Origin of the sequence: Methylobrevis albus (assembly GCF_015904235.1) — a bacterium.
In the GTDB taxonomy this organism is placed as follows: domain Bacteria; phylum Pseudomonadota; class Alphaproteobacteria; order Rhizobiales; family Pleomorphomonadaceae; genus Methylobrevis_A; species Methylobrevis_A albus.
On sequence record NZ_JADZLT010000052.1, the window covers coordinates 24413 to 39527 of the forward strand.

Below are 15115 nucleotides of genomic sequence, written 5' to 3' on the forward strand. Positions count from 1 at the left end.
TGCTGCACACTTGGTTCAGAAGCGGGCCGTGCACCGCGGGAGAGCGACAAAGGTGGCGAGGGACGTGCCCATCGGGCGTCCGGCGCCAGCCTCAGCGAAGAGTCCGAGCCAGTCGGACGCGTACGCGGTGCGTATCCCGTCAGTGCCGGCGCAGCACCGGTGTTCGCTGTCCGCGAACCCGCGGTTGCTCCCGCGTCGGCCGTCGCATGTCGGCTCTGGGCTTCGACCGTGATCCTCCCTCCCGGTCGGGGACCAGTCGCCGGATCTCCCATGCGGCGGGCCAGGAAAGGAACCTGTCACGATGACCGACAAATCCGCCGTTTCCGGTCTTGAGAAGGACGTCTATCCCGTCCTCCCGCTCCGCGACATCGTCGTCTTCCCGCACATGGTCGTGCCGCTGTTCGTCGGCCGCGAGAAGTCGATCCGCGCGCTCGAGGAAGTGATGGGTGCGGACAAGCAGATCCTGCTCGCCACCCAGATGAACGCGGCGGAAGACGACCCCGCGCCCACGGCGATCTATGGGGTCGGCACGCTCGCCACCGTCCTGCAACTCTTGAAGCTGCCCGACGGCACCGTGAAGGTGCTGGTCGAAGGCGGCTCGCGCGCCGAAGTCGTGCGCTACCTCGACCGCGAGGAGTTCTTCGAAGCCGAAGCGCGCCGCCTCGACGAGGAGGTCTCCGACCCCGTCGAGATCGAAGCGCTCGGCCGCTCGGTGCTGTCCGAGTTCGACAACTACGTGAAGCTGAACAAGAAGGTCTCGCCCGAGGTGCTGGGCACGATCACGCAGATCGACGACCAGTCCAAGCTCGCCGACACGATCGCCTCGCATCTCGCCATCAAGATCAGCGAGAAGCAGGAAATCCTCGCCACGGTGTCCGTCTCCGAGCGGCTCGAGCGCGTGCTCGGCTTCATGGAGAGCGAGATCTCCGTGCTGCAGGTGGAAAAGCGCATCCGCAGCCGCGTCAAGCGGCAGATGGAGAAGACGCAGCGCGAGTACTACCTCAACGAGCAGATGAAGGCGATCCAGAAGGAGCTCGGCGATTCCGAGGACGGCAAGGACGAGCTCGCCGAACTCGAGGAGCGTATCCGCAAGACCAAGCTGTCGAAGGAAGCCCGCGACAAGGCCAATGGCGAGCTGAAGAAGCTGCGCCAGATGAGCCCGATGTCGGCCGAGGCGACGGTGGTGCGCAACTACCTCGACTGGCTGCTCGGCATCCCGTGGAAGAACCGCTCGCGCAGCAAGATCAACCTCGAGTTCGCCGAGCAGGTGCTAGCCGCCGATCACTACGGCCTCGAGAAGGTCAAGGAGCGGATCGTCGAGTATCTCGCGGTGCAGAGCCGTGCGAACAAGCTGAAGGGTCCGATCATCTGCCTCGTCGGCCCGCCCGGCGTCGGCAAGACCTCGCTCGCGAAATCCATCGCCAAGGCGACGGGGCGTGAATACGTCCGCATGTCGCTCGGCGGCGTGCGCGACGAGGCCGAGATCCGCGGTCACCGGCGCACCTACATCGGCTCGATGCCCGGCAAGGTCATCCAGTCGATGAAGAAGGCGAAGAAGTCCAACCCGCTCTTCCTGCTCGACGAGATCGACAAGATGGGCATGGACTTCCGCGGCGACCCGTCCTCGGCGCTCCTCGAGGTGCTGGATCCGGAGCAGAACGGCACGTTCATGGACCACTACCTGGAGGTCGAATACGACCTTTCGGACGTGATGTTCGTGACCACGGCCAACACGCTCAACATCCCGGCGCCGCTGATGGACCGGATGGAGATCATCCGGATCGCCGGTTACACCGAGGACGAGAAGGTCGAGATCGCCAAGACGCACCTGATGCCCGAGGCGGTGAAGGACCACGGCCTGCGCGCCGGGGAACTGACCGTCGAGGATTCGGCGATCCGGACCCTGATCCGCCGCTACACCCGTGAAGCGGGCGTGCGTAACCTGAAGCGCGAGACGGCATCACTGGCCCGCAAGGTCATCAAGGAGCTGCTGACCAGCGAGAAGAAGTCGATCACGATCACCGCCGACAACGTCGAGGAGTATCTCGGCGTGCCGCGGTTCCGCTACGGCGAAGCCGAGGGCGAGGACCAGGTGGGCGTGGCGACGGGTCTCGCCTGGACCGAGGTCGGCGGCGAACTGCTGACGATCGAAGGCGTCATGATGCCCGGCAAGGGCCGCATGACGGTGACGGGCAACCTGCGCGACGTGATGAAGGAGTCTATCTCGGCGGCGGCATCCTATGTCCGCAGCCGCGCGGTCGACTTCGGCATCGAGCCGCCGCTGTTCGACCGGCGTGACATCCACGTCCACGTGCCGGAAGGGGCGACCCCGAAGGACGGGCCGTCGGCGGGCATCGCGATGGTGACGACGATCGTCTCGGTGATGACCGGCATCCCGATCAGCAAGGATATCGCCATGACCGGCGAGATCACGCTGCGCGGCCGGGTGCTGCCGATCGGCGGGCTGAAGGAGAAGCTGCTCGCGGCCCACCGCGGCGGCATCAAGAAGGTGCTGATCCCCGAGGAGAACGCCAAGGACCTCGCCGACATCCCCGAGAACGTGAAGAGCGGGCTCGAGATCGTGCCGGTGTCGCGGATGGAGGAAGTGCTGCGGCACGCCCTGCTGCGGATGCCCGAGGCGATCACCTGGACGGAGCCGGTGACGCCCGCCAAGGCGGTGGTCGCCGACGACGACGCCTCCGCCATCACGGCGCACTGACGCATCGGCGGCCGTGCCCAACGATGCGGCCGCATCGTTCAGCGAGACGAAACACATCGGCCCCGGTGCACCGCATCGGGGCCGATTTTCGTTCGAAACAGCGGAAATCCGGGAAAAATCCAGATTTTGCCTCTTGCATTCGAGGTCAATTCTGATGAGTGTCCGTCCCCGAGGCGCCGGTTGGCGGGGGGTCTGCCGGTGCCCATAACGTTTCTTGAAGGACACTCAGGATGAACAAGAACGAATTGATCGCCCAGGTCGCCGAGAAGTCGGCGCTGACCAAGGCACAGGCCGGTCAGGCGGTCGATGCGGTGTTTGACGTGATCACCGACACGCTGAAGTCGGGCGACGAAGTGCGCATCGTCGGCTTCGGCAATTTCGTGGTGACGCAGCGCGCCGCCGGCGAGGGCCGCAACCCGCAGACCGGCGCGACGATCAAGATCCCCGCCTCCAAGCAGCCGAAGTTCCGCGCTGGCAAGGGCCTCAAGGACTCGGTCAACAGCTGAGATCGACCTGATCGATCCATCTGGCCGTAAAGGGGCCGGCTGCGCGGGGCGCAGCCGGCCCTTTTTTCGTTGTCGGGGGTGCCGGGGGCGAGACGGGCGGAAGCCGGCCTGCGGCGTCCGCAGCCCGAACTTGCCATTCGCCGTGCCGCGCCGTAAATCGAAGCGTGCATTCGACACGGCACGCGGGGGCGGTTAGCTCAGCTGGTTAGAGCATCTGGTTTACACCCAGAGGGTCGGGGGTTCGAATCCCTCACCGCCCACCAGACACTCGCGGACGCTTGGCGTCTGCTCGCCCGCGGCCGGCCGGCAGGGAAGGCCCCCGCCGCCTCAGTGCACCCCCAGGAACTGCTTCAGCTCCGGCGTCTTCGGGTTGCCGAACACCTCGCCCGGCGGGCCGATCTCGTGCACGCGGCCCTGGTGCATGAAGACGACGCGGGAGCAGACGTCGCGGGCGAAGCGCATTTCGTGCGTCACCATCATCAGCGTCATGCCCTCGGCGGCGAGTTCCTTCACCACGGCCAGCACCTCGTTGACGAGCTCGGGGTCGAGCGCCGAGGTGATCTCGTCGCAGAGCAGGGCGATCGGCTGCATGGCGAGCGCGCGGGCGATGGCGACGCGCTGCTGCTGGCCGCCGGAGAGCTGGTCGGGATAGGCGTCGAACTTGTGCAGCAGGCCGACGCGGTCGAGCATCTTGCGCGCCATCACCTCGGCTTCGGCCTTCGGCGTCTTCTTCACCACCATCTGCGACAGCATCACGTTGCGCCCGGCGGAGAGGTGCGGGAACAGGTTGAACTGCTGGAAGATCATGCCGACCTTGAGCCGCAGTGCCTTGAGGTGCAGTTCGTCGGGCAGGAGCTGGGCGCCAGCGACGAGGATCGAGCCGTCGTCGATGGATTCGAGGCCATTGATGCAGCGGAGCAGCGTCGACTTGCCCGAGCCGGACTTGCCGATGATCGCGATGACCTCGCCGGGATCGACGTCGATGTTGATCCCCTTCAGCACCTCGTTGTCTCCGAAGCGCTTCTTCACCTCAGTGATTGCGATGAGCGACATTGAGCTTCCTTTCGAGGATCTGGCTGCTCTTCGAGAGGGGCCAGCACAGCGCGAAATAGATGAGGGCGACGAAGCCGTAGACGGTGAACGGCAGGAAGGTGGCGTTGGTGACCATGGTGCCGGCCTTCGACAGTTCGACGAAGCCGATGATCGAGGTGAGGGCGGTGCCCTTCACGACCTGCACCGAGAAGCCGACGGTGGGCGGCACGGCGACCTTCAGCGCCTGCGGCAGGATCACCCAGCGCATCTGTTGCACGTAGCCCATGCCGAGGCTGGAGGAGGCTTCCCACTGGCCCTTGGCGACCGCCTCGACGCAGCCGCGCCAGATCTCGGCGAGGAACGAGGCGGTCCACAGGATCAGCGCCAGACCGGCGGCGAGCCAGGCCGGCACGTTGATGCCGAAGAGGCCGAGGCCGAAGAAGGCGAGGAACAGCTGCATCAGCAGCGGCGTGCCCTGGAACAGCTCGATGTAGCCGCGGGCGAAGATGCGGCCGGCCTTCAGCTTGCCGATGCGCATAAAGAGGATTAGCAGCCCGACGAGGCCGCCGCCGATGAACGAGACCAGCGAGAGCAGGACGGTCCAGCGCGCGGCGAGCAGCAGGTTGCGCAGGATGTCCCAGGTGGAAAATTCCATCATGGCGTCGGCCTCACCGGGTTGCGCGTTTCGGGAACAGCGTCCAGCCGACGCCGCGCAGCAGCTGACGCAGCAGGATGGCGAGGGCGAGATAGATCAGCGTCGAGACGATGTAGGTTTCGAAGGCGCGGAAGTTGCGCGACTGGATGAAGTTGGCGGCGAAGGTGAGGTCCTCGGCGGCGATCTGCGACACGACGGCCGAGCCGAGCATGACGATGACGACTTGGGAGGACAGTGCCGGCCAGATCCGCTGCAGCGCCGGCACCAGCACGACATGCCAGAAGGTCTCGAACGGCGACATGGCGAGGCTGGCGCCGGCCTCGAACTGGCCGCGCGGCGTCGCCTGGATGCCGGCGCGGACGATCTCGCAGCTATAGGCGCCGAGGTTGACCACCATGGCGATGTTGGCCGCCGTCAGCTCGCCTAGCTGCAGGCCGAGCGAGGGCAGGCCGAAGAAGATGAAGAAGAGCTGGATCAGGAACGGGGTGTTGCGGATCAGCTCGACATAGACCGCGACGATGCCGCCGAGCCATTTCGGGCCGAGCGCGCGCGCCCAGGCGCAGGCGATGCCGAGGCTGATGCCGAGCACGGCGCCGACGGCGATGAGCTGCAGCGTGATGCCGATGCCCTTGAGTAGGACAGGCATGTACTCGCCGAGCCAGCTGAAATCGAAGACGTAGGTCATGCGCGGTCCTTGGCGTGACGTGCTGCGGGACGGGGCGTCGGAACGGGGGGAGGGAACCGCCGGCCGCCGCAGCGGCCGGCGGCCGGTCTGAGGTCGATCAGAGGTCGGTGGGCAGGTCGGCGGCGAGCCACTTCTGGGCGATGGCGTTGAGGCTGCCGTCGGCCTTGGCGGCGGCGATGATCTCGTCGACCTTGGCGAGCAGCGCCGGCTCGTTCTTGTTGAGGCCGATGTAGCAGGGCGAGTTCTTGATCAGGAACTTCAGCTCGGGGCGCTTCGGCGGGTTGCGGGCGAGGATCGCGGCCGCGACCACGTTGCCGGTGGCGACAACGTCGACCTGGCCCGACAGGAAGGCCGAGATGGTGCCGTTGTTGTCCTCGTAGCGCTTGATGTCGGCGTCGGCCGGCGCGACCTTGGTGAGCTCCAGATCCTCGACGGCGCCGCGGGTGACGCCGACGGTCTTGCCCGACAGCCCGGCGATATCCGCGACCTCGACGTCGTCGGGTGCGAAGATGCCGTTGAAGAACGGTGCGTAGGCGGTGGAGAAGTCGATCACCAGCTCGCGCTCGGCGTTCTTGCCGAGGCTGGAGATGACGAGGTCGACCTTGTTGGTCTGCAGGTACGGGATGCGGTTGGCGCTGGTTACCGGCACCAGCTCCACCGCGACGCCGAGCTTCTCGCCGATCAGGTTCGCCACGTCGATGTCGTAGCCCTGCGGCGCCATGTCGATGCCGACGCTGCCGAACGGCGGGAAATCCTGCGGGACGGCGACGCGCAGCGTGCCGCGGGCGGTGATGTCGGCGAGGGCGTCGGCGCTGGCCGGCGCGGTGCCGGCGAGGCCGGCGGCGAAGGCGCAGGCGGCGAGCGCGAGCAGGGAACGGCGAACGAGGGTCATGGGTCAGTCGTCCTTCGGTTGCTGGGAGAGGATCGCGCCCGGCGGGGTCGCCGCGGGCGGATGGGGGCGGAGCGCGGCGGCAACGTCGGTTGCCCCGTGCGGCGGCGCGCCGGCGGGGCCGGCGGCGTCGGTGATGAAGAGTTCCCGCAGGCCGGCGAGCCGGTCCGGCTGCAGGGTGAGGTCGAGGCCGGCCTCGACGTGGTCGATGTGCTCGGCCATCAGCGCGGCGGCGCGCGGGAAGTCCTGCGCCTCCAGCGCGTCGAGAATCGCGACGTGGTCGTCGTTGGAGGCCGCCGCATCGTCGCGCGACTGATAGAGCATCGAGACCAGCACCGTGCGGGCGGTCAGGTCGCGCAGGATCTCGGTCAGCAGCGGGTTGCCGCAGACCTCGGCGAGATGGATGTGAAAGTCGCCGAGCAGGCAGGCGCTGGAGCCGATGTCGCCGCCGGCGATCGCCGCGCGCTCGATCTCGACGTGCCGCCGCAGGCCCGCCAGCGCCGATGCCGGCATGGCGCTGACCATGTGCAGCAGGCCGGTCTCGATGACGCGGCGGGCGTGGAAGGCGGCGCGGGCTTCGTCGGCGGAGGGCTCGACCACGAACCAGCCGCGGCGCGGCAGCACCTGCACGATGCCGCGGGTTTCGAGCCGCATCATCGCCTCGCGCACCCGGGTGCGCGAGACGTCGAACAGCTCGGCGAGGTCGGATTCGCCGAGCCGCGTGCCCGGACGCATGCGCCCGCCGAGGATCGCCTCGATCACCGCCTGTTCGATGTCCACGACCACGTTGCCCACCTGCCCATCAGCCTTGTATGCAAGGGTTCATCTTCAATATGCGTGCCAATGGGTGTTCGCGGCCCGGTAGAACTCCGGGCCGGGGGCTCCAACTCTTTATTTTCACGAATGATTTTTTGTGGACCGCCGACTGCGCTCGGGGGCGAGAGACGGCCTATGCCCTGTCGGCGCTGCCGAAAGAGGCTGCAGATGGCGCCGCCGGCTTGGGCAAAGCGGGGCAACGCCCGCCTTTTCGCGATGCGGCCGAAGGGTGAAAAACGGCGCTTGACTAGGCGGCTCACCTGTCATACTCAAGCGCCACCCCGGCGGTGACGAGCCGCCGGCGGTGAGCGGGGGTGTAGCTCAGTCGGTTAGAGTGCCGGCCTGTCACGCCGGAGGTCGCGGGTTCGAGCCCCGTCACTCCCGCCATTCTTTCTCAATAGCATCGCTATTGGTGTTCTTCGGAAACGTGTCGATGCGCGGTCGCGCTCGGCACGTTCCGAGGCTCTTTTCCCGATCGAGATCAAGGATGCGTGCCCGGGACCGATGGTTCCGCGACGACGCGCCGTGCCTGATTCCCCGTCACGGCAGCGGCGGCGGGGCCTTGCCCGATATCCCCGGCACCAGCGTCTGCCCGATCCGGCGACGGCCCCCCCAACGGCGGGCGCAATTCGATTCGACGGGTCCGATTGCCAACCGTGAAGCGACCGATCGATGGAACATCCGGGGGAGGGGAGCTGTTTATCCCACAGAGCTGGGAGGCTCTGAACTCTTACGGAGGATGTAGAACATGGGAACGTCCATGCACACCACCGCTGACGGCACCGTCGCTCGCAAGGAAACCTACGACCTGATCGCTTCGAACAAGGTCGAAGGTACCAGCGTCTACGATCGCGCCGGCGAGCGCATCGGTGAAGTCCACAACTTCATGGTCGACAAGGTGTCCGGACAGGCCGCCTATGCGGTGATCTCGTTCGGCGGTTTCCTCGGCATCGGCGAGGATTACTTCCCGCTGCCGTGGAACCAGCTGTCCTACGACACCTCGGTCGGCGGCTACGTGGTCGATATCGACCGCAATCGCCTCGACGGCGCCCCGCGCTATGCACGCGATGAGGCGACGGACACGTGGCGTGGTTCGGTCGACGACTACTGGGCGCGCCCGGTGCTCATCTGACGGGCAGCGCCACCCGCTGAGGTGGCGCGTCCCATAGATCGGTCACGACCCGGTGTCGGATCGATATGACGGCTTGTCGGCCGGTCTCGGTACTTTGTGCCGCGACCGGCCGATTTGCGTACGCACCGCCGGTCATCGGCTCTGCGCAGCGCGCATGGCTCGGGCTGGTTCGCTGCCGGCGGTTTTCCCATGCGGCCGAAGGTGTGCTACATCCGCGGGAGCTTGGTCAGGATCTCGACAACGCCGGGGCTTGGCCGGTTCGATCGGTGGAGTGCACGAATGTCCGAGCAGCACAGGTCCGGTTCTGGAGCGACCCCCAGCGGCAGCGGCCAGGGGCATGGTCACAGCCACCTGCACGGTTCCGACGACATCATCCCGCGTGACCTGCATTTCGACATCGCCGGCAACGCCCGGCGGCACTGGTTTGGCGGCGACCTCATCAAGACGGTGCTGGTCGACGGGCTGTCGATCTTCCTGCCCGAGGGCGAACGCTTCTTCATCCGCTCGCTGAAGCATTATGCCTCGAAGCTGCAGGACCGGGAACTCGCCAAGGAAATCAACGGCTACGCCGTGCAGGAGGCGTTCCACACCCGCGAGCACGAAGAGTACAACAAGGCGATGGCCGGGCTCGGCTATGACGTCGACGAGATGGAGAAGCCGGTCCGCTTCATCCTCGGCAAGGTGACGAAGCCGGTGCACCGGCTGGCGATCACCTGCGCGATTGAGCACCTGACCGCGACCTTCTCCTCGATGACGCTGCGCCATCCGGACCTGCTCGCCGACGCCGCCCCGGCCTATCGTCGGCTCTGGATGTGGCATGCGCTCGAGGAGCTCGAGCACAAGGCGGTGGCGATCGACGTCTTCAACGAGGCGATGAAGGATCACTCGCGCTGGGAACGCTACATCACGCGCGTCACGGCGATGAACGGCACCATCATCCCGTTCCTGATCATCTTCCTGCGCAACGTGCCGATCTATGCCCGTGCCGACGGCGTGAAGACCGGTGTGCGGTTCTGGCTGCGCTTTTTCTGGATCGTCACCGTCAGCCCCGGCTTCTGGCGGCTCTGCATGCTGCAGTTCCTGCGCTACTACCTGCCGGGCTTCGACCCGCGCAACGCGGACGACGACGAGCTGATCCGCAAGGGCCGGGCCTGGCTCGCCGCCGACATGCCGGGTGGCCGGGCCGCCCCCGGGGGTGGGTCGGGGCCGGCCCCGGACGGCAATCCGGCCGGTCTTGCGACCTGAAGCGGGCGTCCAGTCATGAGCAGCCCGGTTTTTGCCCGCGTTCTCGACGCGATCGAGCGCGGCGCCTTCCCGCGGACGCGAAAATGGGCGTGGCGCATTCTCTACAACATGCTGTCGCGCCGCTGGCGTGACGACGAATGGCGCTTCATGAACTTCGGCTTCGTGCCGGAGGGGGCGCCGTTTCCGCTCCGGGCCGAGGACGAGCCCGAGCGGGCCTTCATCGGCCTCTACGAGCAGGCCGTCGCCGGGCTGCCGATCGCCGGGGCGCGGGTGCTGGAAGTCGGCTCGGGGCGTGGCGGCGGCGCGCGCTACATCGCCCGCTATCATGGGCCGGCGTCGATCGTCGGCCTCGATTACTCGCCCGAGACCGTGATGCGCGCCCGCCGGCTCAACGCGGAGACGCCCGGGCTGTCGTTCGAAGTCGGCGACGCCGAACGGATGCCGTTCGCCGACGGGGCGTTCGACGTCGTCGTCAACATCGAATCGTCGCACTGCTACGCCGATGTGCCCGCGTTCGCCCGCGAGGTGGCGCGGGTGCTGGCGCCGGGCGGCTGGTTCACCTTCGCCGACATGCGCGGCCAGGCGAGTGCGTTCACCCTCGATCAGGAGCTCGCCGCGCCGGGTCTCGATTTGGTCTCCGAGCAGAACCTCTCGAAGGGCGTGGTGACCGCCCTCAATGTCGTCGAGGCCCGCAAGCGCATCCGCCTCGGCAACCTGCGGCTGATGCGGCGCTTCGTGACCGAGTTTTCCGGGGCGCGAGGGTCGATGCTGTACAAGGGGCTCGGCGACGGCAGCGTGATCTACGTCGCTCGCCGCTACCGCAAGGCGGACTGACCGCAGCGCAGGTCCGGTGGAGCAAGCGGGAACGTCCTTGGATCGTGGCGGTTTTGCCATCGGAACCCGCGCGGATCGGCGGGCAGGCAGGACGCCCGTGGCAAGCTCAGCGCAGATTCCGACGACGGAGACCCCCGCCGACCTGATCGCGCGGCTGCAGGGCCTGATCCACGAGTGCCTCCGCGACGAGGTGCCGGACGGACCGTTCGCGATCGTCGACCTCCCCGACATCCGCAATCCCGGCGATTCGGCGATCTGGCTCAGCCCGATGGCCTATCTCGCGCGGCACCACGGCCGGCGCCCGGCTTCCTCGCGGAAGACCGGCTCACAGCGGCCGCCGAGCGACCGGAACATCAGCTGGACATAGAGGCTCTTTCGGGAGACGGGAGACGGGAAGACCTTCGTCGGGCAGGGACTCGCCTTTCCGGGCGAGCCAGCGCAGGCGCGGGCCGACCGGGTTGCCGGGCCTATTCGCCGAGCAGGTCGTGCATCCTGAAGTTCTTGCGCACGAGGCGGCTGACCTTGTGCTTGCGGTCGTCGTCCATGAACGGGCAGCAGTCGATCAGGGCGTCGAGGTCGAGCACCTCCGTCACCGGCGTGCGCAGCGCGGCGAGGTCGCGCATCGTCGTCTCGGCCGTCACGGGGGTCGGCTGCACCTCGGCGTTGCCGGCGGTCGCCCAGTAGTCGCGGAACTTGAAGCCGTCGCCCTTCGGCCGGTCGGAGAAGCTGACCCAGGAGGCGGGAACGCCATAGGCGTGCGACGCGATCTGGCCGTGCAGCGAACTCGACACGATGCGGCGGCAGCTGACGATTTCGTCGATCACCTCGGTGAGGCCGCCGGTGATGTCGATCACCTTGACGCTGATGCCGTCGTCCATCGGGGGCAGGGGGATCTCGCCGGCCTCGCGGATGTGCTGGATGATGCCGAGGTCGTACTTGATGTCGCGCGGGGCGGCGTGCATCGCCGGGTAGAGCAGCGCCGCGTCGCCGTAGGTCTGCGGGCAGGCGATGCCCATGCCGTTGAGCTTCTTCCGGGTCAGCGGGCCGCGCACGGCGCAGATCTGTTTCGGCGTGGCGCGCATCTTCTGGTCGAGGCTGATGAAGCCGGTGCCCCAGACGACCCAGTGCGCCTCGGAGCGCGCGATGTGGCTGCCGATGACGGAATAGACGGTGCGGTCTTCCCGGTCGGTCGGCAGGTCGTTGCCGTGGCGCACCTTGCGGCCGGACAGGAAGCGCACCAATGCCGGATTGAGCTTGTCGCCCCAGTTGCGGCCGATCAGGGCGTCGGTCGCCCAGTGCAGCCAGACGATCGGCTTCTTCTGCTTGGCCGGTGCCGCGGGCGTCTCGTCTGTCGTCTGCTCGCTCATCCGAGGTTTCTTCTCCATGTCGCCGGCGTCAGGCGAAGTTCTGCCAGGCCGCCGGCGCGTTGCAGATGCCGGCGCCGACCAGCGTATCGCTGCCGGCGAAGACGAGGCTATCGTCGTCCGGCAGGCGCTCGTCCAGCCGTTCGGTGAGGGTCTTGTAGTGGGTGTATTGCTGCGAGGCCATCGCGTGCTGCCGCTCCTTCAGGATCCGGTCGAACTTCGCGACGAAGCCCGGGTGGAACTTGTACGCCTGCTGCCAAACCTCCAGCGCGGCGGCGTAGTTCCGGAGCTTCTCGTGCAGCGGCGCCGCTACGGTGGCGGCACGAAAGCCGGCACCGGGATCGCGCAGCAGCGCGGCGAACTCGGCAAAGCCGCGCGCCACCGCGCCGGCCTTGATCCGCGCGCGGGCGACGGTCACCCGGTCCTCTGGCGCCAGCGCGTCCAGCGCCGCCAATGCGTCCCAGGTTGCAACCGCCCGCTGTGGCAGGCCGGCGTTTTCCGCCGCTGTCGCCTCGATCCGCAGCCGCGTGCGCTGCGGCGGCGCATCGCCGGGCGCCGTTTCATCGAGCAGGCGAATGCAGTCCAGGTTGCGGCCCTCAGCCGGTGCAGCTGCGGCCTCTGCGAGGAGTTCATCGCCGCGATCCGGCCCAAGGTCGTCCGCAGCAGACTTCGGGTCGAGCATCTCGCCTTGTTCCCTGAACGCACGTCAACAACCCGGGTGCATCGAGCGCGCCGCCGAGCCGGTCTTGCTGCAGGCTCGGTCGCGGATACGCCGGGCAGGGCAGCGATACCGTGCCTTCCACTCAAGGCGTCCGAGAACATTCGAATATAGTGGGAATCTAATACTTCAGGCCGATTCGTCGAAGACAGGTGTTGATGCCGTCGCACCATACGCAGCCGTCGCGGGAAACTCAACGCGCGATGCCAGCGCCGGCGATGGCGCCGCAACCTGGCCCGGCCGGGCAGGTGAACCGCCACCCGCGCCGCGCGTGGCGGCCCACCCCGCCACCGGGGCCCGGCCCGGCCGCCCGGGCCCGTTTTCGCTCAGAAACGCTCGCCGATCATCTCCTCGCTCTTTGCCCACAAGGCCCGGGCGTTGTCCGGATCGAGCGCATAGGCGCGCACGCCGTCGCGCAGGGCGTCGCCCTCGGTGATCTCGGCGAGGTGGCAATCCTCGCAGTAGCGCCCGCCGACCGCATCGGCGTCGGCGACAACGCCCGCCCAGACCGTCGTCGCGGCGCCCTGCGGGATGGTCTTCATGAAGAACGGTGCCGATCCTGCCGGCGGCGCGGCCTCGAGCGTCGCGATCAGGCGGTCGAGTTCCGCGGGGTCCATGTGCCGGGCGAGTTCGGTGTGGATGCCGCCCGGGTGGACGGCCACGGCGCGCACGCCGCGCGAGGCATGGCGGCGGTCGAACTCGACCGCGAACAGCACGTTGGCGGTCTTCGAGCGGCCGTAGGCGATGAACTCCTCGTAGGGCGTGCGCTCGAAGTTCGGGTCGTCGAGGTCGACGTCGGCGAAGCGGTGCCCGGCCGAGGCGAGGTTCACCAGCCGCGCCCTGGGCGTCATCAGCCCGGCGATGCGGTTGACCAGGGCGAAGTGGCCGAGATGATTGGTTCCGAACTGGGTCTCGAAGCCGTCCGCCGTCGTGCCCTTCGGGCAGGCCATGACGCCGGCGTTGGCGATGACGAGGTCGAACGTCTCGCCGGCCGTATTGAGCGCGTCGGCGCAGGCGCGGACGCTGGCGAGCGAGGCGAGGTCGAGCTCGACGAGCTCGAGCGCGCCGCCGTTCGCCGCGTCGCGGCGGACGACCTCGGTCGCGCGGTGCGCCTTGCCGAGGTCGCGGGCGGCGCCGACGACCCGGGCGCCGCGGGCGGCCAGCGCTCGCGCCGTCTCGACGCCGAGGCCGGCCGAAACGCCGGTGACGAGGACGCGCCGGCCCGAGAGGTCGACGCCGGCCAGCACGTCGTCGGTGGTGGATGTTGCGCCGAAGGATGCGGTCATCAGGGATCTCCATCTTCTGCGGCGGAAAAGGCGTTCCCGCCGCGGCCCTGATCTGGGGGCGGCCGCCTCGCCGCGGGCGCCCGATCCTCGCAAAGCCTTGCCTATTCCTCTCAGTGAGGCGCCGGCGCGGGCCGATCGGCCGCCGGGCCGGCTTGCCATCGTCGCCGGCAGGCACGACATCAGGGGCATGGACGATCTCCTTGCCGACATCCGAACGCGCGTGCTGCGCCACACCGGGGCGCCGATCTTCGAGACGGCGGTGCCGCGCGTCGCCATCGGCCGGCAGCACGGCCCGACGCCGCCGCAGCCGGGCCTCTACGAGCCGATGCACTGCTTCGTGCTGCAGGGCCGAAAGCGCGTCACCATCGGCGACCGCACGCTGCACTACGACCAGGCGAGCTACTTCGTCGCTTCGGTCGACCTGCCGGTGACGAGCTGCGTCATCGAGGCGTCGCCCGAGCGGCCCTATCTCGTGCTCGCCCTCAGCATCGATCCCGCGCGGCTGTCGGCGTTGATTCCGGAAGCCCCCGCCGCGCCCGAGCCGGAAACGCCCGGCTTCGGCGTCAGCCCGATCACGCGCGACCTGCTCGAGGTCTGGCTCCGCATCGTGCGGCTGTTCGAGACGCCGGAGGATATCGCCGCGCTGGCGCCGCTCGCCGAGCAGGAGCTGCTCTACCGCCTGCTGCGCGGACCGCAGGGCGGCGTGCTGCGCCAGTTCGCCCGCGCCGACAGCCGGCTGTCGCGGATCCGCCGGGCGATCGGCGAGATCCGCGCCGACTTCGACCAGCCGCTGCGCGTCGAGGACCTCGCCCGCCGCGCCGGGATGAGCCCGGCCTCGTTCCACCGCCATTTCAAGGCCGTGACGGCGCTGAGCCCGCTGCGCTACCAAAAGACGCTGCGCCTGCAGCACGCGCGCACGCTACTGATCGCCAACGAGGAAGCGGCCCGCGCGGCCTATGCCGTCGGCTACGAGAGCGCCTCGCAGTTCAGCCGCGAATACGCCCGCCTGTTCGGCATCCCCCCGGCCCGCGACGCCGCCCGCCTGCGCGAACGCGGCGACGCGGTGGCGTAAGGGGAAGGGGACTCGGACGAGCGGCCGAGCCGCCCCGCCATTTCCCCCCGAAGCCGGCGGCTGTTCGCACGCCGACGCACCGCCGTGACGTCGATCGACCGAGAGTATGCAAACCCTCCGGGTCCCCGCGCACCCACCCCGCGCATCCCCCTTTGCGCCGCG

General features: G+C 68.2%; 15 protein-coding genes and 2 tRNA genes. 9 read left to right on the forward strand and 8 right to left on the reverse strand.

The annotated features are described in order from the left end of the window. The first annotated feature begins 301 nt into the window (after nt 1-301). The 3 genes from lon to I5731_RS13770 all read left to right on the forward strand — a co-directional run bounded on the left by lon (nt 302) and on the right by I5731_RS13770 (nt 3488). On the forward strand, nt 302-2719 hold the full coding sequence (gene lon, locus I5731_RS13760) for an endopeptidase La (RefSeq protein ID WP_197311986.1): 2418 nt from the start codon (nt 302-304) through the stop codon (nt 2717-2719). A 230-nt stretch (nt 2720-2949) separates the two neighbouring features. Further along, on the forward strand, nt 2950-3225 hold the full coding sequence (locus I5731_RS13765; protein WP_197311987.1) for an HU family DNA-binding protein: 276 nt from the start codon (nt 2950-2952) through the stop codon (nt 3223-3225). 186 nt (nt 3226-3411) lie between these two features. Continuing rightward, a tRNA-Val gene (locus I5731_RS13770) sits at nt 3412-3488 on the forward strand. Nucleotides 3489-3552: 64 nt separating this feature from the next. Here I5731_RS13770 and I5731_RS13775 read toward each other — a convergent pair. The 5 genes from I5731_RS13775 to I5731_RS13795 form a co-directional block, all read right to left on the reverse strand. After that, a complete protein-coding gene (locus I5731_RS13775) occupies nt 3553-4278 on the reverse strand; it encodes an amino acid ABC transporter ATP-binding protein (RefSeq protein ID WP_197311988.1) in 726 nt (241 codons plus the stop codon). Continuing rightward, on the reverse strand, nt 4256-4915 hold the full coding sequence (locus I5731_RS13780) for an amino acid ABC transporter permease (RefSeq protein WP_197311989.1): 660 nt from the start codon (nt 4913-4915) through the stop codon (nt 4256-4258). The genes I5731_RS13775 and I5731_RS13780 overlap by 23 nt, the downstream gene beginning before the upstream one ends. Before the next feature lie 10 nt (nt 4916-4925). Next, the gene (locus tag I5731_RS13785) at nt 4926-5597 is read right to left on the reverse strand and encodes an amino acid ABC transporter permease (protein WP_197311990.1); all 672 of its coding nucleotides are present in this window, start codon (nt 5595-5597) and stop codon (nt 4926-4928) included. A 97-nt stretch (nt 5598-5694) separates the two neighbouring features. Then, nucleotides 5695-6489 carry a transporter substrate-binding domain-containing protein gene (locus tag I5731_RS13790; RefSeq protein WP_197311991.1) on the reverse strand — a complete coding sequence of 265 codons (795 nt, stop codon included), beginning with the start codon at nt 6487-6489 and terminating at the stop codon, nt 5695-5697. A 3-nt stretch (nt 6490-6492) separates the two neighbouring features. Continuing rightward, nucleotides 6493-7221: a GntR family transcriptional regulator gene (locus I5731_RS13795; RefSeq protein ID WP_197312208.1), complete on the reverse strand. Its 729-nt coding sequence runs from the start codon at nt 7219-7221 to the stop codon at nt 6493-6495. A 391-nt stretch (nt 7222-7612) separates the two neighbouring features. Here I5731_RS13795 and I5731_RS13800 point away from each other — a divergent pair. The 5 genes from I5731_RS13800 to I5731_RS13820 all read left to right on the forward strand — a co-directional run bounded on the left by I5731_RS13800 (nt 7613) and on the right by I5731_RS13820 (nt 10880). Then, nucleotides 7613-7689, forward strand: a tRNA-Asp gene (locus I5731_RS13800). A 373-nt stretch (nt 7690-8062) separates the two neighbouring features. After that, on the forward strand, nt 8063-8434 hold the full coding sequence (locus tag I5731_RS13805; protein ID WP_235981789.1) for a PRC-barrel domain-containing protein: 372 nt from the start codon (nt 8063-8065) through the stop codon (nt 8432-8434). Between the two features lie 279 nt (nt 8435-8713). Next, nucleotides 8714-9679 (forward strand): metal-dependent hydrolase, encoded by a 966-nt coding sequence (locus I5731_RS13810; RefSeq protein ID WP_197311993.1) that lies wholly within the window; start codon nt 8714-8716, stop codon nt 9677-9679. A 15-nt stretch (nt 9680-9694) separates the two neighbouring features. Then, entirely contained in the window at nt 9695-10513 is an 819-nt protein-coding gene (locus I5731_RS13815; RefSeq protein WP_197311994.1) for a class I SAM-dependent methyltransferase, read from the forward strand. A 97-nt stretch (nt 10514-10610) separates the two neighbouring features. Next, on the forward strand, nt 10611-10880 hold the full coding sequence (locus I5731_RS13820) for a hypothetical protein (RefSeq protein WP_197311995.1): 270 nt from the start codon (nt 10611-10613) through the stop codon (nt 10878-10880). Nucleotides 10881-10980: 100 nt separating this feature from the next. Here I5731_RS13820 and I5731_RS13825 read toward each other — a convergent pair whose 3' ends face one another. The 3 genes from I5731_RS13825 to I5731_RS13835 all read right to left on the reverse strand — a co-directional run bounded on the left by I5731_RS13825 (nt 10981) and on the right by I5731_RS13835 (nt 13881). Next, complete coding sequence (locus I5731_RS13825; RefSeq protein WP_197311996.1) at nt 10981-11880, reverse strand: polysaccharide pyruvyl transferase family protein; 900 nt, start codon at nt 11878-11880, stop codon at nt 10981-10983. A gap of 28 nt (nt 11881-11908) precedes the next feature. Beyond that, entirely contained in the window at nt 11909-12559 is a 651-nt protein-coding gene (locus I5731_RS13830) for a hypothetical protein (RefSeq protein WP_197311997.1), read from the reverse strand. Between the two features lie 362 nt (nt 12560-12921). Further along, nucleotides 12922-13881 carry an SDR family NAD(P)-dependent oxidoreductase gene (locus I5731_RS13835; RefSeq protein ID WP_197311998.1) on the reverse strand — a complete coding sequence of 320 codons (960 nt, stop codon included), beginning with the start codon at nt 13879-13881 and terminating at the stop codon, nt 12922-12924. A 187-nt stretch (nt 13882-14068) separates the two neighbouring features. Here I5731_RS13835 and I5731_RS13840 point away from each other — a divergent pair, with 187 nt between their 5' ends. Continuing rightward, complete coding sequence (locus I5731_RS13840; RefSeq protein ID WP_197311999.1) at nt 14069-14953, forward strand: AraC family transcriptional regulator; 885 nt, start codon at nt 14069-14071, stop codon at nt 14951-14953. Nucleotides 14954-15115 lie beyond the last annotated feature (162 nt).

Bases quoted from the DNA above. Each gene is read 5' to 3' on its own strand.
- lon (WP_197311986.1), top strand. From the start codon at position 302: ATGACCGACAAATCCGCCGTTTCCGGTCTTGAGAAGGACGTCTATCCC.
- I5731_RS13765 (WP_197311987.1), top strand. From the start codon at position 2,950: ATGAACAAGAACGAATTGATCGCCCAGGTCGCCGAGAAGTCGGCGCTG.
- I5731_RS13775 (WP_197311988.1), bottom strand. From the start codon at position 4,278: ATGTCGCTCATCGCAATCACTGAGGTGAAGAAGCGCTTCGGAGACAAC.
- I5731_RS13780 (WP_197311989.1), bottom strand. From the start codon at position 4,915: ATGATGGAATTTTCCACCTGGGACATCCTGCGCAACCTGCTGCTCGCC.
- I5731_RS13785 (WP_197311990.1), bottom strand. From the start codon at position 5,597: ATGACCTACGTCTTCGATTTCAGCTGGCTCGGCGAGTACATGCCTGTC.
- I5731_RS13790 (WP_197311991.1), bottom strand. From the start codon at position 6,489: ATGACCCTCGTTCGCCGTTCCCTGCTCGCGCTCGCCGCCTGCGCCTTC.
- I5731_RS13795 (WP_197312208.1), bottom strand. From the start codon at position 7,221: ATGCGTCCGGGCACGCGGCTCGGCGAATCCGACCTCGCCGAGCTGTTC.
- I5731_RS13805 (WP_235981789.1), top strand. From the start codon at position 8,063: ATGCACACCACCGCTGACGGCACCGTCGCTCGCAAGGAAACCTACGAC.
- I5731_RS13810 (WP_197311993.1), top strand. From the start codon at position 8,714: ATGTCCGAGCAGCACAGGTCCGGTTCTGGAGCGACCCCCAGCGGCAGC.
- I5731_RS13815 (WP_197311994.1), top strand. From the start codon at position 9,695: ATGAGCAGCCCGGTTTTTGCCCGCGTTCTCGACGCGATCGAGCGCGGC.
- I5731_RS13825 (WP_197311996.1), bottom strand. From the start codon at position 11,880: ATGAGCGAGCAGACGACAGACGAGACGCCCGCGGCACCGGCCAAGCAG.
- I5731_RS13830 (WP_197311997.1), bottom strand. From the start codon at position 12,559: ATGCTCGACCCGAAGTCTGCTGCGGACGACCTTGGGCCGGATCGCGGC.
- I5731_RS13835 (WP_197311998.1), bottom strand. From the start codon at position 13,881: ATGACCGCATCCTTCGGCGCAACATCCACCACCGACGACGTGCTGGCC.
- I5731_RS13840 (WP_197311999.1), top strand. From the start codon at position 14,069: ATGGACGATCTCCTTGCCGACATCCGAACGCGCGTGCTGCGCCACACC.